Below are 20,210 nucleotides of genomic sequence, written 5' to 3'. Positions count from 1 at the left end.
ATAGATGGTGGTGCGCCACAATTGTACTGATGTTTTTATTAATATCGAGTGACAAACGACGCTCGTTGTTAACGCACCACGTAAGTGATTGTCAGTACAATTCTTTTAATTTTCTGGTGAGTGTATTTCGCCCCCAGCCTAATACTTTAGCGGCATCTTGCTTATGACCTTTAGTGTGCTCTAAGGCTGCTTCTAATAAAATGCGTTCAAATTCTGGTAAAGCGTAAGAAAGTAGTTCTTTATCTCCTGCTGCGAGTGAATGCCGTGCCCAATCCGCCAATTGTTCTTGCCAACTACCATGTGCAGAGTCTGAAATGGATTTTTTCTCTTCGAGTAGTTCGCTTGGCAAGTCATTTGGTAACACCTCGCTACCACTGGCCATAACGGTTAACCAACGGCAAATATTCTCTAATTGACGCACGTTGCCAGGCCAATCAAGGCGGTTAAGAATCTCTACGGTTGACGGGTGGAGAGTTTTTGTTTCCACACCAAGCTCATCAGCTGCACGGATAAGAAAATGCTGTGTAAGCTTTTCAATGTCTTGCTTACGCTCACGCAGTGCCGGGATCTGAACGCGAATCACGTTTAAGCGATGAAATAGGTCCTCACGAAAGTCACCTTCGTGCACCAGCTTTTCTAAGTTCTGGTGTGTTGCCGCGACAATTCGTACATCGACACTGATCGGAGAGTGACCGCCCACTCGATAAAACTGCCCGTCAGCTAGAACGCGTAGTAAACGAGTTTGAATGTCTAATGGCATGTCGCCGATTTCGTCTAAAAATAGAGTGCCGCCATTGGCTTGTTCGAATCGTCCTTGACGAACATTGTTTGCTCCCGTAAACGCGCCTTTTTCGTGGCCAAACAGTTCTGATTCAATCAAGTCTTTGGGAATCGCCGCCATATTGAGCGCAATGAAAGGTTTGTTAGCACGTGGACTGTGACGGTGCAGTGCATGAGCAACGAGTTCTTTACCCGTGCCCGATTCACCGTTAATCAAGACTGAAATAGAGGAGCGAGAAAGACGACCAATGGCGCGAAACACCTCTTGCATCGCTGGTGCTTCACCGATAATTTCAGGCGTTTCTGCTGGAATGTCTTCTGGAGAGAGCTGCTCGCGTTTGTTTTCGTGGCTGTGTGCAATGGCTCGTTCAACCAGAGTTAAAGTTTCATCAATATCAAAAGGTTTTGGTAAATATTCAAAAGCACCTTTTTGGTACGCATTCACTGCCGCATCTAAATCTGAATGCGCGGTCATGATAATCACGGGAAGGTCTGGGTAATCGCGCTGTACTTGCTTTAGTAGCTCCAACCCATCAATACCTGGCATGCGAATGTCTGATACTAGAACATCCGGCACTTCGCGTTCGAGCGCCATTAACACGCTTTCTCCATCGGCATAGGTTTCACATTTGATGTTGGCAGAGGAGAGCGTTTTCTCCATTACCCAGCGAATTGAACTGTCGTCATCAACGACCCAAACATATCCTTTACTCATGTAGTAATCCTTGCAGCAAACCGAAAAACTGACGCGACTTGAAGTCCATTAGCGCAATCAGATCGGCAGATAAATAGTAAATGTTGTGTGACCAGGCCAGCTTTCTACGTCTATTTTTCCATTGTGCTGGTCGATCAAATTTTGCGAAATAGATAGCCCTAATCCAGTTCCTCCCTCGCGGCCACTGACCATGGGATAGAACAGCGTGTCTTGTAGTTCCGGTGGAATACCTGGGCCGTTGTCTGTGATTTCGACACGAGCAGCGAGTTTACAGCGTTTGCCGTGAATATTGGCTTGATGCACCGTTCTGGTGCGAATGGTTATTTTCCCGTGTTCTTGATGGCTAAGAATTTGTGCGGCGTTGCTGACGATATTAAGCATTGCCTGTTCGATTTGGTCTGTATCCATCAAAATCTCTGGCAAGCTTGGGTCATAATCTCGTTCAATGATGATTGAGCGTTGTGACTCTAATTCAACCAGCTGGCGAACCTTTTCAAGAATTTGGTGCAGATTCTCTTGTGTCTTCTTACCTGGCTTCTGCGGTCCTAGTAATCGATCCACGAGCGCCCTTAAACGGTCTGCTTGCTCAATGATGATGTGTGTATATTCGGTGAGAGAGGGCTCTGGCAGCATTTTTTCTAGCAATTGCGCCGCACCGCGTAAGCCGCCAAGCGGATTTTTAATCTCATGTGCAAGCCCTCGGACTAACAGCTTCGCTGCTTGTTGTTGGGCGTGTTGGTTCAGTTCTTGAGAGAGTCGGCGCTGCTGATCAATTTTGCGCATCTCGACCAGAAGCATCAACTGCTTTTGCCAAGTGATAGGGCTAACCGTCACCTCTAGCATTAAAGGGCGGCCATCAACAACGAAAGTGACGTCACTGTCGGTGATGCTTTGGCCACTTTGCAACGGTTGAGTGAGCAGCGCGAGATCCAGCGACGCATGCTGAATCAATTGAGAAAGTGATTGTTCAATAATTCGTTTGGCGCTTTGAGAAAACAGCAATTCGGCAGCCGGATTGGCATAACGGATGGCCAATCCATCATCAAGAATCAGCGTTGCTGTCACCATATTGTTGAGAATGGCACTAGGAAGACTGGTATCCACATTACGTCCTTGTTTTGCTTTAAGATTGTGCGATGCACAATAATGGTGCAATTGAACGTTAAGTATGGCGAATAAATCTTAGAAGAAAAAGTGAAAAGCATCGCTGTGATGTGATTTTTTTCACCAGATATTCTATTTTGCCCCTTTTACGGTCGGCTTAACACTTGCTCTATGTAAATGCACCGTTATAGGGCTAGTAGATGCAATAAGCTTGCCGCTTCTTTTCGCGTGCACAGCAAGTGTGTGAGTGCCTCGGTCAATATTGTTTAACTGCCACACTATATGGTTTTGTGGTGCACCATAAGGTTTTCCATCGAGTAACAATTGCAATTGCTCACCGATACCAAGCTTGCGATTGGTTTCTAATTGAATATTGATGATGCCTCGATTGCTGCGGATGGTCTCGTTGTGCTTGGGGGTCTGCATTGAAAGTTCTAATGGAAGAGGCTTCTCGGTTGTTTTCTCTGGCTTGTTTTGTGATGCAGTAGATGGCGTAGTCTGAGGTGCGAGCGATTCAGTACTTTCTACCTCAGGAGCTGGTGCGCTGGCTTCAAGGTTTGGCAGTGCGATCGCTTTTGCTCCTTTGTTTGGCGTATCACTAAAGTGAACCACGCCATTTTCATCTACCCACGTATACGCGACCTGCGCGAAGGCGATAGAGGCGATTAACAATCCGCTGAGTGCACACAGTGATGGAATAAGCTGAACTTTCATTGCTCACCTTCTCTTGTTCGATGATTTCACGTTTCAATGGCTTAGCTCTTTGACCTGTAAGGAAAAATTCTAAGCGTATTTTTATTATCCCCTCATGTTAAACGTCGAAGCTTGAGTGGCGAATACAAAAAAGGCCCGCCTGCGAGGCGAGCCTAATATTTTATTGCTGTGTTTACATTTTACACAGTGTCGACCTTACACAGAGTAGTAAAGTTCGAACTCAACAGGGTGAGTTGTCATGTTTACACGCTCTACGTCCTGAGACTTAAGGTCGATGTATGAATCGATGAAGTCGTCAGAGAATACGCCGCCCGCTGTTAAGAACTCACGATCAGCATCTAGCTCTGCTAGCGCGTCTTTTAGTGAGTATGCAACAGTTGGGATTTCTGCTGCTTCTTCAGCTGGAAGATCGTAAAGGTCTTTATCCATCGCTTCGCCTGGGTGGATCTTATTCTTGATACCGTCAAGACCAGCCATAAGCATTGCTGCGAAACATAGGTATGGGTTCGCCGCTGGGTCACCGAAACGAACTTCGATACGACGTGCTTTCGGGCTTGGTACCACTGGGATACGGATTGAAGCAGAGCGGTTACGCGCTGAGTAAGCTAGCATTACTGGTGCTTCGAAGCCTGGTACAAGACGTTTGTACGAGTTTGTTGATGGGTTAGCGAATGCGTTGATTGCACGAGCGTGTTTGATGATACCACCGATGTAGTAAAGCGCCATTTCAGATAGACCGCCGTACTTGTCACCAGCAAATAGGTTTACGCCATCTTTTGCTAGAGACTGGTGAACGTGCATACCGCTGCCGTTGTCGCCAACAAGTGGTTTAGGCATAAACGTCGCTGTTTTACCAAACGCGTGAGCAACGTTGTGTACAACGTACTTGTAGATTTGGATTTCGTCAGCTTTGGTTGTTAGCGTGTTGAAACGAGTTGCGATTTCGTTTTGACCCGCCGTTGCCACTTCGTGGTGGTGCGCTTCAACAACAAGACCCATCTCTTCCATTACTAGACACATAGCAGAACGGATGTCTTGAGATGAATCTACTGGAGCTACTGGGAAGTAACCACCTTTAACGCCTGGACGGTGACCTTTGTTACCTTCTTCGTAGTCAGAACCTGTGTTCCATGCTGCTTCTACATCGTCGATCTTGAAGAAAGAGCCTGACATGTCTGTCGAGAACTTCACGTCATCAAATAGGAAGAATTCTGGCTCAGGACCGATAAGTACAGTATCTGCAACACCTGTAGAACGCATGAAGTCTTCAGCGCGTTTTGCGATAGAGCGTGGGTCACGGTCGTAGCCTTGCATTGTTGCAGGCTCTAAGATGTCACAACGGATATTTAGTGTTGCGTCTTCCGTGAATGGGTCAAGCACAGCAGAAGATGCGTCAGGCATCATTACCATGTCTGATTCGTTGATACCTTTCCAGCCAGCAACTGATGAACCATCGAACATTTTACCTTCTTCGAAGAAGTCTGCGTCGATTTGGTGAGCAGGGATCGAAATGTGCTGCTCTTTACCTTTTGTATCAGTGAAGCGTAGGTCAACAAACTTAACTTCGTTTTCTTGGATCAGCGATAGAACGTTTTCTACTGACATCTTGGATAACCTCCAGTGTTAATAAGCGGTAAAAGCTCGATTTATGAATTATTCATGAAACCTGGCATTGATTAATCAATTTGACTTTTCATTAATCGATGCTGTTTTAACTAAAGCCAAAACCGTGCCAAAAAAAATATTCCATTAATTTCAAGCAATTGTGTTTTTGAATGCTAGTTTGGTGCACTTGCTTGCACCAAAATGATCTTTGCTTGCACTATTATGGTGCCAAAAATCATTGTTGCACCATAATGTGACAGGTACATTGCGTATTCAGCCCATTTTTTGAGCAAGAGTCAATTTGAATTATGCATCGATTAGAATAAAGTTGCGTTTAATCAATTCGTTCTGAGGAAGAAAATGGGCATTAAGCGTAAAAATCGCAGAAATGCTCGGGAGTAGATCACATATTTCTAGGCTTTTTGCTAAAATCTGGTACATTATGGCCGTTTTTTTAATCAGCAAATGTCGCCAGAGAGCACCCGTTCTCAGCGTGGGGGCATTTCATCTATCTAAGTGAATCAATATCCATGGCTACTCCACAGATTGATAAATTAAGAAATATCGCGATCATCGCGCACGTTGACCACGGTAAAACGACGTTGGTTGACAAGCTGCTACAACAATCAGGCACGCTTGAGTCTCGCGGTGAAGCTGAAGAGCGAGTCATGGACTCGAACGACATCGAGAAAGAGCGCGGTATTACCATTCTTGCTAAAAACACAGCAATCGACTGGAACGATTACCGTATCAACATCGTAGATACTCCGGGACACGCGGACTTCGGTGGTGAAGTTGAGCGTATCATGTCGATGGTAGACTCTGTACTACTTATCGTTGACGCTGTTGATGGTCCAATGCCTCAAACGCGTTTCGTAACACAAAAAGCGTTTGCTCACGGTCTAAAACCAATCGTTGTAATCAACAAGATTGACCGCCCTGGTGCACGTCCTGATTGGGTTATGGACCAAGTGTTCGATCTATTCGACAACCTAGGTGCAACTGATGACCAGCTAGACTTTAAAGTAGTTTACGCATCAGCACTTAACGGTTGGGCTTCTCTAGAAGAAGGCGAAACTGGCGAGAACATGGAACCATTATTCCAAACTATCGTTGATGTTGTTGACGCGCCAAATGTTGACCTTGATGGTCCACTACAGATGCAAGTTTCTCAGCTAGACTACAGCTCTTACGTTGGTGTTATCGGCGTGGCTCGCGTAACTCGTGGTAGCGTTAAACCAAACCAGCAGGTAACCATTATTGGTGCTGACGGTAAAACTCGCAACGGTAAAGTGGGTACAGTAATGGGCTACCTTGGCCTAGAGCGTCACGAAGTGGAACAAGCTAACGCGGGTGATATCATCGCAATCACTGGTCTTGGCGAGCTGAAAATTTCTGACACTATCTGTGCACAAAACGCAGTAGAAGCATTACCACCATTGTCTGTTGATGAACCAACAGTAACAATGACGTTCCAAGTAAACACGTCTCCATTCGCGGGTAAAGAAGGTAAGTTCGTAACGTCACGTAACATCCTTGAGCGTCTTGAGAAGGAATTGGTACACAACGTTGCACTACGCGTTGAGCAAACAGACGATCCAGATAAATTCCGCGTATCAGGTCGTGGTGAACTTCACCTTTCTATCCTGATCGAAAACATGCGTCGTGAAGGCTTTGAGCTTGCGGTATCTCGTCCAGAAGTAATCATCAAAGAAGAAGATGGTCAGTTGATGGAACCGTTCGAAACGGTAACTATCGACGTAATGGAAGAGCACCAAGGCGGCATCATGGAGAACATCGGCCTACGTAAAGGTGAGCTGAAAGACATGTCTCCAGACGGTAAAGGTCGTGTGCGTATGGACTTCGTTATGCCATCACGTGGTCTGATCGGTTTCCAAACGGAATTCATGACACTGACTTCAGGTTCAGGTCTTCTTTACCATACGTTTGATCACTACGGCCCTCACAAAGGCGGTAACATCGGTCAACGTGTAAACGGTGTACTAATCGCGAACGCGATGGGTAAAGCGCTAACTAACGCACTGTTCAACCTTCAAGAGCGTGGTCGTCTATTTATCGGTCACGGTGTTGAAGTTTACGAAGGTATGGTTATCGGTATTCACAGCCGTGACAACGACCTAACGGTAAACGCACTGAAAGGTAAGCAGCTAACCAACGTTCGTGCATCAGGTACAGATGACGCACAGGTTCTTACTCCGCCAATCAAGATGACTCTTGAGCAAGCACTAGAATTCATCGATGACGACGAGCTAGTAGAAGTAACGCCTGAAAGCATCCGTATCCGTAAGAAGTTCCTAACGGAAAGCGACCGTAAGCGTGCTTCTCGTGGCGCGAAATAATTTTCGTTAAGCGATTCAATTAAGAAGAAGCCTCGAGTTATGCTCGGGGCTTTTTGTTTTCTGGAGTTGAATATGAACCCGATTATTATCACCGGTGGGCCTGGTGCGGGAAAAACAACACTGCTGAATGCGCTAGACGCGTGTGGTTACGCCACGTTTCCTGAAGGGTCTCGCGACTTGATTGAGCAGCAAAGCCAGTTAGAAAATGGTATTTTGCCGTGGACGAATTTACCTGAGTTTGCCAAGTTATGCCTTGGGTTGATGGACAAACAAAAGAGTGATGCGCGTTGTCATGATGTTGCGTTTGTTGATCGCGCCATCCCCGACATCATTGCATACCTACAAGTGGGCGGCTGTAAGGTTGACCAAGCTTTCTTAACCGAAAGCGCTGGGTACCATAGTCAGGTGTTTACTTGTCGACCTGAAGCATCCATTTACGTACAAGATGAAGTGCGTCCGCACAGCTTTGAAGAAGCATTGGAGATTCATCAGTCGTTAGTGAGTGTCTATACTGAGTTGGGTTATGAAGTGATAGAAGTACCATGGGGAACTGTGCCAGAGAGAGTAGGCTTTGTTCGAAGAGTCATCGGTTTACTCGGTAAGGTCGCCGACTAAAACCTCCTCACTAGGAGGAGGTCTAAATCATTTACTTTTGATTGAGCTTTTGTAGGAATTTATCGGACTCTGCAATCGCTTCGTTCATTTGTTTGATCGCAAACTGAATGTCTTTCTCTAAGCTAGAGAACTCACCTTGCAAAGAACCAATCGCACTGGCGTTAAGGTTGTGTTTTAAGTACAACGTGTTGTCACGTAGCGTATCCAGTACCGGTGTCATCTTTTTCTCTGCACGCTTCATAGCGCTAAGCATGGTTTTGTACGAGGCTTTGGTTTCACGTAGTTTTTGCTCGCTTGAACGACGCAGTTTCGCACTCGAGTACAGCTCTAGCTCATCTTGCCACTCATCAAACAGTGCGCCGGATACGTCTTCAATCGCAGCAATACGGTCACGTACGTCTTGAGCCGCTTTTTCGCTATCTTCGTATTTGTCATTGATGTTGTTGTAGACATTTTCTAGCTCACCACCATCAAAGTTGGTGATCGCAGACAAGGCTTCAAGTGCACTGGTGAATTCTTCTTGTGCATCTTGTTGAGATTCTTTGGCATCTTCGACGCGGTCGACCATAATATCTCGTTTATGATACCCAACCTGCTCCATTGCTGAGTAATAAGCAGATTGACACCCTGTTAAAGTGAAAATTGATAGTACAATTGCTAATAAATAAGGCATTCTTATGTCCTCGGCGCTAATTATGGGATGAACTATGAACCAGTTATCAGAGAGTTACAAGGCGAGATTAATCAATCTACTGCCAAGTTGCGTCGCGTTTTTTAAGTATCTTCTTAAGCGATTAACGCATGACCGTGTGAATGTGAACGCGGGCTATCTTGCCTACATTACCTTGTTATCCATCGTGCCAATGCTGACGGTATTGTTATCAATATTGTCGAAATTTCCCGTTTTTGCGAACGTTGGTGAGGTGCTGCAAGGCTACATTATTGAGAATTTTGTGCCAGCTTCTGGAGAAGCTGTACATACGGCATTACAGGAATTTGTGGCGAATACGGGCAAAATGAGCGCGGTTGGCGGTGGGTTTTTATTCATCGCAGCGGTCATGCTGATTTCCAACATTGATAAGAACTTAAACTACATTTGGCGAGTTAAAGACAAGCGCCGTTTAGTCTTTTCATTCTCTATGTATTGGATGGTACTCACGTTAGGGCCGATCATGGTCGGTGCGAGTATTGCGGCGACGTCGTACGTGACTTCGCTGCAAATTTTAGAGAATGAGACATTATCTGGTGCGTTTAATCTATTTCTGCGTTGGCTACCGTTGTTGCTGTCCTTTTTTGCTTTTCTTGGCTTGTATATTCTAGTGCCGAATAAAAAAGTACACCTCGCTCATGGTGCCATGGGGGCAGCAGTCGCCGCGATACTGTTCGAGTTGAGTAAAAAAGGCTTTGCACTCTACATCACTCAGTTTCCGTCTTATCAGCTCATCTACGGCGCGTTAGCGGCGATTCCTATCTTATTTGTTTGGGTGTATTTATGCTGGATGATCGTGTTATTGGGGGCGGAAGTTACGGCTGCGCTTGGTGAGCGAGAGCACTGGAGTGAAGATTTAGACATGATACACTCGACCGCTGAATCTCAGTTAACAGATGAAGGAAGCGAGAGTAGTGATAGCGCTAATTCAACGAGTCAGTGAAGCAGCCGTCCGTGTGGATGGTGAAGTCGTAGGAGAAATTGATCGTGGTCTGCTGGTCTTATTGGGCGTAGAGAAGGACGACGATGAAGCTAAAGCAAAGCGTTTAATGGAGCGTGTTACAACCTACCGTGTGTTCGAAGATGACGAAGGCAAGATGAACCTAAACGTTAAACAGGTGGAAGGTAAAGTGCTGGTGGTTTCTCAATTTACGCTGCCTGCGGATACAAAAAAAGGCACGCGAGCTGGCTTTTCTCGCGGTGCGCATCCTGTTGATGCAGAGCGCTTGTATGATTACTTTTCTGACTTGTGTGAAGAAGTCTTACCCACACAGCGTGGCCGCTTCGCTGCCGATATGAAAGTGTCTTTGGTGAATGACGGTCCAGTGACGTTTTGGTTGCAGGTCTAATCTGGTAACACAGGCGCCATAGTCTAAGCTTTAACTCCAAGCTCATGGAATTGGCTTGGAGTAATTTTTCCGACACTGATTAGTGTTGTGCTTTCAAAGGATTGATATGTTCAAACTCATTACTCCCAAAACCGATAATCAGATAAACAAGTATTATCAGTTTCGCTGGCAACTGCTTCGTGAGCCATGGCGTATGCCGATCGGCTCTGAGCGCGATGAATACGACGAAATGAGCCATCACCGCATGATTGTTGATGGTCGAGGTCGTCCTATGGCGATTGGCCGTTTATACATTACGCCGGACAATGATGGCCAGATCCGCTATATGGCGGTTAAAAATAATCGCCGTAGCAAAGGGATGGGTTCGCTGGTTTTGGTTGCACTAGAGTCGTTAGCGCGCCAAGAAGGAGCGAAACGCTTGGTGTGTAATGCCCGTGAAGATGCCATCGCCTTTTATGAAAAAAATGGCTTTGAGCGTCGAGGCGAGCTGACCGATGAGCGTGGCCCTGTGCGCCATCAGCAAATGGTGAAGCAACTGGATCCGATGGCCAATGTGTTACGTCGCCCTGAATGGTGTACTGAGCTTCAACAGCGCTGGGAGCAACAAATCCCAATTAGCGACAAAATGGGGATCAAAATTAACCAGTACACGGGTTACCAGTTTGAATGCTGTGCGCAGCTTAATCCTAACCTTAATCCGCATAACACCATGTTCGCCGGGTCAGCTTTTACCTTAGCAACCCTGACAGGGTGGGGGATGACGTGGCTGCTGCTTAAAGAGCGTGGGTTGCACGGTGATATTGTGTTGGCCGACAGCTCGATTCGCTATCGTCAACCAGTCGAACAAAACCCCGTGGCGAGTACTTCGTTGGATGGGATCAGTGGTGACCTAGACCGATTGGAGTCGGGACGCAAAGCACGCATCGTTATTCACGTAGTGATTTATAGTGGTGACACGCCAGCTGTTGATTTTGTCGGTACCTATATGCTGATACCGAACTACTCGCAGTTACTCAGTTGCTGATGGGGTAAGCGCCGACTGATCTGCTGGGCGCTTATCTGTTTCACCTTCTTGCTCTGTCGGTGAGAGGGTTTGTTCTGCTGCGGAATTCGTGTCGGGTACTTCATCTTCTTAGATAACTTCTTCGTAAAGCTCTTCCTCTTGAGTCTCCAAATTGATGTTATCAATTACGATTGGCTGCTCGATGGAAGGTTCATTTTTCTGTGGAGTCTCAATATCAGTAGGCTCGGCCAGTTTTGATGCGTTCACGCACTCATTACGGTGGGTTTCGCCACTTAGTAGATCGCCTTCAATGTTTCCGCACGACTCTTCCAATTGATAAGTAATGCCACTTAGCGGGTTGTTGGCCATATCAAATGTTCCCCAAACCTTACCACTTATGGCTTTTCCTGAGATGGTGACCGGCTTTATGGCAACTTCCCCTCGTTGCGCGCTTAAACGCAGTGGACTTAAGGTAATGGCTTTGAGCGAATGATCCGCTTGGGACTTCAAGCGGGTATCTCGGAGATTGGCTTCCACTTCACCCGATAAGCTGTAGGCCAGCATGTTGCGATCACCTGATAACCCTTGTAGATCGAGGCTGAGATCGGAAAAACCATCAATAGCCAGTGTGTCGGGTAAAAAATAATCGTGGAAGAGCGATAAGGGAATACCATCAGCATTGACGTTGAGCGCCCAAGGTTGGCTCGGGGTACTCAAATCTATTTGTCCGATGCCTTCTACGTAGCCTTGCTCGAGTGGCGCAAAAAGGCGAGTCAATTGCCAAAAGCCATCTTTGCTTTGCATGGCAAGTGCTGCGTGAGACGTGAGTATTTGGTCATAGCTAGCGTTGACAACGCTGACTTCCAATTCGCCTTGCCAAAGGCCCCAACGTTGAGCCGACTGTTTAATATCAAGCTGTTGCCCTTCGATATTTAAACCGGAAAGTTGCCAATAAGGTTCGTGAGATAGCTGGATAATTTGGCTGCGCTCAATGTCGAGTCGTTCGATTGCAACATGCTCTAACTCGCTGGTGGCGGCGTGCCACCAATTTAGGTTGTCTTCTGGCTGTGTTGCCCACTTGAGACCTTGAATAGAGGCTTCTTTGAGCTTCCATTGTGTTGGCGTGAACAATCCAGAAACTTGCACTCGACCTTGCTGCCAATCTAAGCTGAGCTCGTTGAGCTGGATTACTCCTGGCTCGATAGCGGCACTCAAACGTGGCTCTATTGCGGTTTGCTGCTGGAATCGAACGCTATCCGCCTGCAATGACACTTGAGCTTTTGTCTTCCAGAGAGACAGTGGCAGTGTGGCGTTTTCCACAGAAAGATCCAAGTTCTGCCAGTGCCAGTCGCCCCATTCAATATCGGCGTTAAGCAAATCTAAGCTATTAATATGATTAATGTTAAATGGTAGATCGTGCCAAGGTTTTGCAAGCAGTGATTGGCGCTGCGTATTACTCAGTTTCAGCTTGTTGATGGTCACATTTACTAAAGACCAACCTTGAGGATACTGCTCCCCTTGCCCAGATATTTGACTGTTACGCCAGTTAAAAGAGGTGCCATAAAGCGTACTGTCTTGCGGTTTGTAGTCTATATCGACTAAAACTTGATTAAAGGCTTCGCCATTCCAATAGAGTTGGTCGGCCGCAAATTGAACTTCGCCATATGGTATTAATTGATCACTCCATTGTGGTGATTGAATTTGAAGATCAATGCCATTGGCAGAGAAATGCTCGTCGGCGTAATCAATATTTTTGAGCGCGATTTGATGGAATAATACGTTCTCTAAAGCTGGGAGCTTTGGTGCGCCATACTGCAAGCTCATACCATCAATCAATAAACTATCAACGATCCATTTACCATCGCGATAAACATCGGGATTCATCCATAAATCGACTTGCTCGATGTAAGACGCATCGTCTCCGCTGGTGTTCACGCGTTGTAAAGTTAGGTGATAGGGAAAGTCATAACGCACGCTTCCGGCCCGGAAGGGAAGAGAAAAGGTGTTTGACAGCAAGCGCCAGGTTGCGTCCGCGTAAGATGTTGTTAGCAGCGCAATCGTAGCGGCTGGAATGGCAACTAAGATAACCAGTAACAGAAGTAGAACTCGACGCGCTGTTTTCATCTTTGCTAGAACCTACGTGTGTTATGAAATAAAACTAGATAGGCTTTAGCTTGTATCAATATTCTGTGGTATTCAATAAAAAGCCCCTCAAAAGAGGGGCTTGAAGCAATTTTTGTAACTTGGCCTACGTAAAGGTGATAAGTTAATGCCAACTTTTCACTGCGTTTACGCGACGTCGCTGTTACTCGATTTAATCAATCTGAGGACCAGCCGCAACCAGAGATTTACCTTCAGCGTTGTCTGTGTACTTATCAAAGTTATTGATAAAGCGCGCTGCTAAATCTTTCGCTTTGCTTTCCCACTGAAGTGGGTCAACGTACGTGTCGCGAGGGTCTAGAATGCTAGGATCCACACCTGGTAGTGACGTTGGTACTTCAAGGTTGAAGATTGGAATGTGCTTAGTTGGTGCTTCTTCAATCGAACCATCAAGAATGGCATCAATAATTCCGCGTGTATCTTGAATAGAGATACGTTTGCCAGTGCCGTTCCAACCAGTATTCACTAGGTAAGCCTCAGCGCCTGCTGCTTCCATGCGTTTAACCAGTACTTCTGCGTATTTAGTTGGGTGAAGCGTTAGGAACGCCGCGCCGAAACAAGCAGAGAAAGTTGGTGTTGGCTCAGTAATACCGCGCTCTGTTCCCGCTAGTTTGGCGGTAAAGCCAGACAGGAAGTGGTACTTAGTTTGCTCGGGTGTCAATTTAGATACTGGAGGCAGTACGCCAAATGCATCGGCTGATAGGAAGATCACTTTATTCGCGTGACCGCCTTTTGATACTGGCTTAACGATATTATCGATATGGTAGATAGGGTAAGAAACACGTGTGTTTTCTGTTTTCGAACCATCATCAAAGTCGATAGAACCATCGCCACGTACTGTTACGTTTTCTAGCAGTGCATCACGACGAATTGCGTTGTAGATGTCCGGCTCCGCTTCTTTCGAAAGTTTGATGGTTTTTGCGTAACAACCACCTTCGAAGTTGAAGACACCGTCATCATCCCAGCCGTGCTCATCATCACCAATTAGCGCACGTTTAGGATCAGTCGACAGGGTCGTTTTACCCGTACCAGATAGACCGAAGAATACCGCTACATCGCCATCTTTGCCCATGTTAGCGCTACAGTGCATTGATGCGATGTCTTTTAGTGGAAGGAAGTAGTTCATCATCGCGAACATACCTTTCTTCATTTCACCACCGTACCAAGTACCACCGATAAGTTGCATGCGCTCAGTTAGGTTAAATACGGTGAAGTTTTCTGAGTTCAGGCCTTGCTCTTCCCATTTTGGATTAGTGCATTTTGCGCCATTCATTACTACGAAGTCTGGTTCAAATGTCGCTAACTCTTCTTCCGTCGGGCGAATAAACATGTTTTTAACGAAGTGCGCTTGCCATGCGACTTCTGTGATAACACGAATGCTCAAACGTGTATCTGGGTTTGCACCACAGTAACCGTCAACAACAAACAAGCGTTTGTTAGAAAGCTGGTTTGTGACCAGTTCTTTTAGCTCGTCCCACACTTCAGGAGTGATTGGCTTGTTATCATTTTTCACTTGATCAGACGTCCACCACATATGTTCTTCTGTCGTAGCGTCTTTGACGATGTATTTATCTTTTGGTGAGCGACCAGTAAAGATGCCAGTGTCAACGGCAACCGCACCTAGTTCAGTAACCACGCCGCGCTCATAACCGGTTAGGTCTTCACGCGTTTCTTCCTCAAACAACATTTCGTAGCTTGGGTTGCGAATAACCTCTTTTACGTTATGCAGTCCGTGCTTGGTTAGATCAAGTGTTGCAGCCTTAGTATGTTCCATAACGGTCATAGGTGCTCCTTATAAGGATTTTGTAGGGATTTTGTAAGAATGTTTTAATTTTAATCTGCTCACCATGCTAGCAACGGGGCGGGGAGAAAACAGGGAGATAGCTCAAAATTTACCCATGATTTCAATAAGGTTTTAGGTAACCCGTCACATATTGGTGGGAATAGTCTATCGTGCACGCAATCCTTTGCGCTAGGGCAAAATCATTATTAATTGTTTAAAATTAAGCAGTTGTTTTATTACGCTTGAGGCTAGTTATTACGAGGGGTTGATCACAAAAAGGCCAGCATTAAGCTGGCCTTTTGTAGGGTAAATTACGTGCTTGATAAGCTATGTAAATTAATGCAGGGTTTTCTTGTCTGTAGAAGCTTGTGCATACAGTTCAGTGACTTCAGATTCGTCGAACGTATAAGTTGTGCCACAGTAATCACAATGTAAAGAAACTGATCCAACTTCTGCCAAAATGTCATAAATTTCAGCTTTCTCAACGGTGATGATTGCTGCACCGCTACGCTCACGAGAACAGCCACAATGGAACTCGACAGGTTGCGGCTCGTACAGACGTACTTTGTCTTGGTTATATAGTCGATACAATAACTCGTTCGCTTCTAAACCAAACAATTCTTCATCTTTTACTGTGTCAGTGAGCTGCTCTAGATGTTCGAAATCATCTGGAGAGCCAGTGCCGTCAGGGATCACTTGAATCAACATACCTGCTGCGTGTGCTTTGCCTTCATGCTCACCAGTGCGGATCCATAGGCGCGTTTTTAACTGCTCTGAGTTTGCAAAGTAGCCTTCTAGCACTTCTGCTAAAGTGTCACCTTCTAGTCCAACGACGCCTTGGTAACGCTCGCCGTTTTTCGGTTCGATGGTGATCACAAGGTAGCCCTTACCCATTAGATCGTGAATATTTGCGTCATCGGCAACATCGCCTTCCCAGCGAGCTACGCCACGAACACGTTGGTTATGGTCACCGTTGATAACGGCAAGAGACACAGGACCGTCGCCTTGTAGCTGGATGGTGATCGAACCTTCGAACTTAAGAGTGGCAGTTAAAAGAGTAGTTGAAACGAGTAGCTCACCCAGCAGTTTCTCTATTGCTGCCGGATATTCCTTGCTGGAGATAACACGTTGGTACGCTTCATCTAATTGTACCAACTCGCCACGTACTGAAAGATCTTCGAATAGGTAGCGGTTTAAAACATTATTTGCCATGGAGTGCTTTCCTCGTTGGTAATTCCGGCTTTTATTGGTGTTTGAACTTAATGATGTCTCGGCGCTGCTTTTTATCTGGGCGGCGTTCCGGACTTGGGTTGTGGGCATTAAGCTTACGTTGAGTCGCGTGTTCCTCACGTTTCGCGATACTCTCATTGGTTTCGCGATATAAGGTTTGTGCGATGGGAGCGCCTCGGCGTTGATCTGAGATTTGTTCGATGATCACGATTTTTTCTTCGTTGCCTTGACGAAGTCTGACTTCAGCGCCCACTTCAACGATTTTACTCGGCTTGCTTCGTTGGCCATTATAGTGGACTTTACCGCCATCGACCATGTTACGCGCGATGGAGCGGGTTTTGTAAAATCTTGCGGCCCATAGCCATTTATCTAGCCTAACGGCTTCATTTAGGGAACTCATAGAACACTACGCTATCTAATCACTGCCCGAATACGGCAATGAGTGATGGATTATTCACCTACAGATGGAGTCAAGGCGTATTTTTTTCAAGGGAGTTGGCAAAAACTGCATAAGAAAAAGGTATGAAAGACAACTTGTGATATAGTTCACTGCTCTTTGTTGAGTAATAATTTTATTGCAAATTTAGCAATTTAAAGTCGATAGCTATCGTTATAGCTTAAATGACGGACGTTAGAATAAAGGAATCCATTCAGTGAAACGTTTAGAGCTAAGTGCAGGATTATCAAGCAGACCGCTACTGGCTCAGATCAAGTCCAATCATTATACCATTCAAGCCAAACTTAGCTTGTTGCTTACCTGTCTGTTTATTGCGATAACCGGATGGATACTTGGCAAAATTGTGTGGTTAGCCATACCTCAATCGTCGGAAGTGCCGCAATGGCGTCCATCGGCGAGTGGCGTTGTCGCGAGCAATAAAGGCGACGCGATAGATTTTAATGCCCTTCAGAATGCCAACCTATTCGGTAAATACACTGAGCAAAAAGCGGCAGTTGTAGAACAGCCCATTGTTAAAGACGCCCCTAAGACGCGCCTTAACCTTACGCTGGTCGGTGCGGTTGCAAGTAGTGATGCCAACACCAGCCTTGCTGTTATTGCTAACCGAGGTAAGCAAGCTACGTACGGTTTGGGTGAAGAAATCGAAGGGACACGTGCGACACTAAAAGCGGTATTGGTGGATCGCGTCATCATTGATAACCAAGGTCGAGACGAGACCTTAATGATGGAAGGTATAGAATATAAGAAGCTATCTGAATCGCCGCAGGTAGCCAGGGCGCAAGCTCAGCGAGCAGAAGCAGCGACGTCTGACGTTGGAGAGAAATTAGAGCAAATCCGCGAGGAAATTGCGAAAGATCCACAAAGCGTTTTTAAATACATCACCATTTCACCCGTCAAAAAAGACGGAGACATTGTTGGTTATCGAGTATCACCTGGTCGTGATGCCGCATTATTTAATGATGTAGGACTACAACCTGGCGATATTGCGGTTCAACTGAACGGGATCGATTTAAGTGACCCGTCTTCTTCAGTACAACTGATGCAAGTGATGAGCGATCCGCAAGAATTAAATTTAACTGTTGAGCGAGACGGCCAACAGTACGATATCTATATCCAATTGTAAGACTTAGGCAACCGGCGTAAGTTCAGGGAGACATACGTGAAACATTGGTTCAGCAAAAGTGCTTGGCTACTAGCAGGAAGTTTACTCTGCGTACCAGGTGCAATGGCAAACGAATTTAGTGCGAGCTTTAAAGGCACTGATATTCAAGAATTCATCAACATAGTGGGTCGTAACCTCGAAAAGACCATCATTGTTGATCCTTCAGTACGCGGTAAAATCGATGTCCGCAGCTATGACGTTCTTAACGAAGAGCAATACTACAGCTTTTTCCTTAATGTCCTTGAAGTATACGGTTACGCAGTCGTAGAGATGGACAATGGGGTACTTAAGGTTATCAAAGCAAAAGACTCAAAAACCTCAGCAATCCCTGTGTTAGGTGATGGCAGCGCGCAAGGCGATAGTGTTATCACTCGAGTTGTCGCGGTGCGTAATGTGTCGGTTCGAGAGTTGTCTCCTCTACTTCGTCAGCTGATTGATAACGCCGGTGCCGGTAACGTGGTTCATTATGATCCAGCGAATATTATCTTGATCACAGGTCGTGCGGCAGTAGTGAATCGCTTAGCAGAGATCATCAAGCGAGTTGACCAAGCCGGTGATAAAGAAATTGAATTGGTAGAGCTGCGTAATGCATCTGCTGCTGAAATGGTACGCATTGTTGAAGCACTGAATAAAAGTGCGAATCAGAAAAGCACGCCAGAGTTCCTTGAACCTAAAATTGTGGCCGATGAACGTACTAACGCGATTTTAATTTCTGGTGATCCAAAAGTAAGAGCCCGCTTGAAACGTTTGATTCGTCAACTTGATGTTGAAATGGCGACAAAAGGTAACAACCGAGTTGTGTACCTGAAAAATGCGAAAGCTGAAGATTTGGTGGATGTATTGAAAGGTGTTTCCGATAACCTGCAAGCTGAAAAACAAGCCGGTCAGAAAACATCAGGTGCATCGCGTGGTGAGGTCGTCATTGCTGCTCACGCTGCAACTAACTCGTTAGTTTTAACAGCGCCACCAGATATTATGATGGCATTACAAGACGTCATTTCTCAACTCGATATTCGTCGTGCTCAGGTTCTTATTGAAGCGTTAATTGTCGAAATGTCTGAAGGTGATGGTATTAACCTAGGTGTTCAGTGGGGTTCATTAGAAACGGGTGCTGTAATTCAGTACGGTAACTCAGGAGCCCCGATTGGTCAGGTAATGGTTGGTCTAGAAGAAGCAAAAGATCAAACCCGAACTGAATACTATACCAACTCTAATGGCGAACGAACGCCATATGATGTTACTGAATCAGGTGACTACTCTACGCTAGCTTCAGCACTTAGCGGAGTAAATGGTGCGGCAATGAGTATTGTCATGGGTGACTGGACAGCGCTAATTAGTGCTGTTGCTTCTGACTCCAACTCAAACATTCTATCTTCTCCGAGTATTACCGTAATGGATAATGGCGAAGCATCATTTATTGTGGGTGAAGAGGTTCCGGTTATTACGGGCTCTACGGCTGGCTCAAACAACGACAACCCATTCCAAACGGTTGACCGTAAAGAAGTCGGTATCAAACTCAAAGTAGTGCCACAAATTAACGAAGGTGACTCTGTACAGTTAAACATTGAACAAGAAGTTTCCAACGTATTAGGCGCAAACGGTGCGGTTGACGTTCGCTTTGCTAAACGACAGTTAAACACCTCTGTCATGATCCAAGATGGTCAGATGTTGGTTCTTGGTGGTTTGGTCGATGAACGCGCACTTGAAAGTGAGTCTAAAGTGCCGCTATTGGGTGACATTCCGGTACTTGGCCATCTGTTCAAGTCAACTAGCACGCAAACAGAAAAACGTAACTTGATGGTGTTCATCAAGCCGACGATTATTCGCGATGGTGTGACGGCCGACGGTATTACGCAGCGTAAATACAACTTTATTCGCGCAGAACAGCTTTACAAAGCGGATCAAGGGTTGAAGTTGATGGCAGACGAGAAGATCCCGGTTATGCCTGCCTTTGGCCAGGAGCGTCAGCACCCAACAGAGATTCAAGCGTTTATTGATCAAATGGAAAACAACTAATGGTTGATATGTTAGACACAGCGCCAAGTATGCGTCGTCTGCCATTCAGTTTTGCCAACCGCTTTAAACTGGTGCTGGAGACAGAGCATCCTGAGCGTCCACCTATTCTTTACTATGTCGAGCCGCTTAACCCTGCGGCTCTGGTTGAAGTCCGTCGTGTATTAAAGAAAAGCTTCGTACCGCAACCTATCGATAAAGAAGCCTTTGATAAAAAGCTGACCGAAGCATATCAACGCGACTCGTCTGAAGCGCGTCAGTTGATGGAAGATATTGGTGCTGATAGCGATGATTTCTTCTCTTTGGCTGAAGAACTGCCGCACGATGAAGACTTATTAGAATCGGAAGACGATGCGCCAATCATCAAATTGATCAACGCCATGTTGGGCGAAGCGATCAAAGAAGGTGCGTCGGATATTCATATTGAGACGTTCGAGAAAACCCTTTCGAT

General features: G+C 45.9%; 15 protein-coding genes and 2 pseudogenes. 8 read left to right on the top strand and 9 right to left on the bottom strand.

Features of this window, described 5'->3' with window-relative positions:
• Positions 1-91: 91 nt before the first annotated feature.
• The 4 genes from glnG to glnA all read right to left on the bottom strand — a co-directional run bounded on the left by glnG (position 92) and on the right by glnA (position 4,918).
• Positions 92-1,495, bottom strand: coding sequence for a nitrogen regulation protein NR(I) (gene glnG, locus IQP38_RS01990; RefSeq protein ID WP_005379267.1), 1,404 nt, complete (start codon positions 1,493-1,495; stop codon positions 92-94).
• A 57-nt stretch (positions 1,496-1,552) separates the two neighbouring features.
• Positions 1,553-2,599, bottom strand: coding sequence for a nitrogen regulation protein NR(II) (glnL, locus tag IQP38_RS01985; protein WP_017821940.1), 1,047 nt, complete (start codon positions 2,597-2,599; stop codon positions 1,553-1,555).
• 132 nt (positions 2,600-2,731) lie between these two features.
• Positions 2,732-3,313 (bottom strand): DUF4124 domain-containing protein, encoded by a 582-nt coding sequence (locus IQP38_RS01980; protein WP_136976535.1) that lies wholly within the window; start codon positions 3,311-3,313, stop codon positions 2,732-2,734.
• A gap of 195 nt (positions 3,314-3,508) precedes the next feature.
• The gene (glnA, locus tag IQP38_RS01975) at positions 3,509-4,918 is read right to left on the bottom strand and encodes a glutamate--ammonia ligase (protein ID WP_005379275.1); all 1,410 of its coding nucleotides are present in this window, start codon (positions 4,916-4,918) and stop codon (positions 3,509-3,511) included.
• Positions 4,919-5,448: 530 nt separating this feature from the next.
• Between glnA and typA the strand changes: the two genes are divergently transcribed.
• Positions 5,449-7,278: a translational GTPase TypA gene (gene typA, locus IQP38_RS01970; RefSeq protein WP_005379276.1), complete on the top strand. Its 1,830-nt coding sequence runs from the start codon at positions 5,449-5,451 to the stop codon at positions 7,276-7,278.
• Positions 7,279-7,350: 72 nt separating this feature from the next.
• Positions 7,351-7,893, top strand: a complete 543-nt coding sequence (locus tag IQP38_RS01965) for an AAA family ATPase (protein ID WP_005382971.1) — start codon at positions 7,351-7,353, stop codon at positions 7,891-7,893.
• 31 nt (positions 7,894-7,924) lie between these two features.
• Here IQP38_RS01965 and IQP38_RS01960 read toward each other — a convergent pair whose 3' ends face one another.
• Positions 7,925-8,566, bottom strand: a complete 642-nt coding sequence (locus tag IQP38_RS01960) for a DUF2959 domain-containing protein (RefSeq protein WP_005382972.1) — start codon at positions 8,564-8,566, stop codon at positions 7,925-7,927.
• A gap of 34 nt (positions 8,567-8,600) precedes the next feature.
• Between IQP38_RS01960 and IQP38_RS01955 the strand changes: the two genes are divergently transcribed.
• The 3 genes from IQP38_RS01955 (at position 8,601) to IQP38_RS01945 (ending at position 10,975) form a co-directional block, all read left to right on the top strand.
• On the top strand, positions 8,601-9,545 hold the full coding sequence (locus IQP38_RS01955; protein ID WP_005379281.1) for a virulence factor BrkB family protein: 945 nt from the start codon (positions 8,601-8,603) through the stop codon (positions 9,543-9,545).
• Positions 9,517-9,951 (top strand): D-aminoacyl-tRNA deacylase, encoded by a 435-nt coding sequence (gene dtd, locus IQP38_RS01950; protein ID WP_005379282.1) that lies wholly within the window; start codon positions 9,517-9,519, stop codon positions 9,949-9,951. The genes IQP38_RS01955 and dtd overlap by 29 nt, the downstream gene beginning before the upstream one ends.
• A 106-nt stretch (positions 9,952-10,057) precedes the next feature.
• Positions 10,058-10,975, top strand: coding sequence for a bifunctional GNAT family N-acetyltransferase/hotdog fold thioesterase (locus IQP38_RS01945; RefSeq protein WP_005379283.1), 918 nt, complete (start codon positions 10,058-10,060; stop codon positions 10,973-10,975).
• Here the strand turns inward: IQP38_RS01945 and IQP38_RS01940 are convergent.
• The 4 genes and pseudogenes from IQP38_RS01940 to hslR all read right to left on the bottom strand — a co-directional run bounded on the left by IQP38_RS01940 (position 10,961) and on the right by hslR (position 16,527).
• Positions 10,961-13,078: pseudogene (locus IQP38_RS01940) on the bottom strand (AsmA family protein). The gene IQP38_RS01945 and the pseudogene IQP38_RS01940 sit on opposite strands and share 15 nt — an antisense overlap.
• A gap of 190 nt (positions 13,079-13,268) precedes the next feature.
• Complete coding sequence (pckA, locus tag IQP38_RS01935) at positions 13,269-14,897, bottom strand: phosphoenolpyruvate carboxykinase (ATP) (RefSeq protein WP_005379288.1); 1,629 nt, start codon at positions 14,895-14,897, stop codon at positions 13,269-13,271.
• Positions 14,898-15,233: 336 nt separating this feature from the next.
• Complete coding sequence (gene hslO / locus IQP38_RS01930; protein ID WP_005379290.1) at positions 15,234-16,109, bottom strand: Hsp33 family molecular chaperone HslO; 876 nt, start codon at positions 16,107-16,109, stop codon at positions 15,234-15,236.
• A 31-nt stretch (positions 16,110-16,140) separates the two neighbouring features.
• Positions 16,141-16,527 (bottom strand): ribosome-associated heat shock protein Hsp15, encoded by a 387-nt coding sequence (gene hslR, locus IQP38_RS01925; RefSeq protein ID WP_005379292.1) that lies wholly within the window; start codon positions 16,525-16,527, stop codon positions 16,141-16,143.
• A gap of 253 nt (positions 16,528-16,780) precedes the next feature.
• Here hslR and gspC point away from each other — a divergent pair, with 253 nt between their 5' ends.
• From gspC to IQP38_RS26145, 3 genes and pseudogenes are all read left to right on the top strand, one after another.
• On the top strand, positions 16,781-17,707 hold the full coding sequence (gspC, locus tag IQP38_RS01920) for a type II secretion system protein GspC (protein WP_064353520.1): 927 nt from the start codon (positions 16,781-16,783) through the stop codon (positions 17,705-17,707).
• Positions 17,708-17,743: 36 nt separating this feature from the next.
• The gene (gene gspD / locus IQP38_RS01915; RefSeq protein WP_005379295.1) at positions 17,744-19,762 is read left to right on the top strand and encodes a type II secretion system secretin GspD; all 2,019 of its coding nucleotides are present in this window, start codon (positions 17,744-17,746) and stop codon (positions 19,760-19,762) included.
• Positions 19,762-20,210, top strand: a pseudogene (locus IQP38_RS26145) (type II secretion system protein GspE); the annotation flags it as partial. The gene gspD and the pseudogene IQP38_RS26145, both read left to right, overlap by 1 nt.

It is taken from the genome of Vibrio sp. OPT41, from assembly GCF_015163595.1.
GTDB classification, from domain to species: domain Bacteria; phylum Pseudomonadota; class Gammaproteobacteria; order Enterobacterales; family Vibrionaceae; genus Vibrio; species Vibrio alginolyticus.
This window is presented reverse-complemented; position numbering and strand designations above follow the sequence as displayed.

Coding starts and splice junctions, on each gene's coding strand:
- glnA (WP_005379275.1), bottom strand. CDS start 4,918: ATGTCAGTAGAAAACGTTCTATCGCTGATCCAAGAAAACGAAGTTAAG.
- IQP38_RS01955 (WP_005379281.1), top strand. CDS start 8,601: ATGAACCAGTTATCAGAGAGTTACAAGGCGAGATTAATCAATCTACTG.
- IQP38_RS01960 (WP_005382972.1), bottom strand. CDS start 8,566: ATGCCTTATTTATTAGCAATTGTACTATCAATTTTCACTTTAACAGGG.
- IQP38_RS01965 (WP_005382971.1), top strand. CDS start 7,351: ATGAACCCGATTATTATCACCGGTGGGCCTGGTGCGGGAAAAACAACA.
- pckA (WP_005379288.1), bottom strand. CDS start 14,897: ATGACCGTTATGGAACATACTAAGGCTGCAACACTTGATCTAACCAAG.
- IQP38_RS01980 (WP_136976535.1), bottom strand. CDS start 3,313: ATGAAAGTTCAGCTTATTCCATCACTGTGTGCACTCAGCGGATTGTTA.
- typA (WP_005379276.1), top strand. CDS start 5,449: ATGGCTACTCCACAGATTGATAAATTAAGAAATATCGCGATCATCGCG.
- hslO (WP_005379290.1), bottom strand. CDS start 16,109: ATGGCAAATAATGTTTTAAACCGCTACCTATTCGAAGATCTTTCAGTA.
- glnG (WP_005379267.1), bottom strand. CDS start 1,495: ATGAGTAAAGGATATGTTTGGGTCGTTGATGACGACAGTTCAATTCGC.
- IQP38_RS01945 (WP_005379283.1), top strand. CDS start 10,058: ATGTTCAAACTCATTACTCCCAAAACCGATAATCAGATAAACAAGTAT.
- hslR (WP_005379292.1), bottom strand. CDS start 16,527: ATGAGTTCCCTAAATGAAGCCGTTAGGCTAGATAAATGGCTATGGGCC.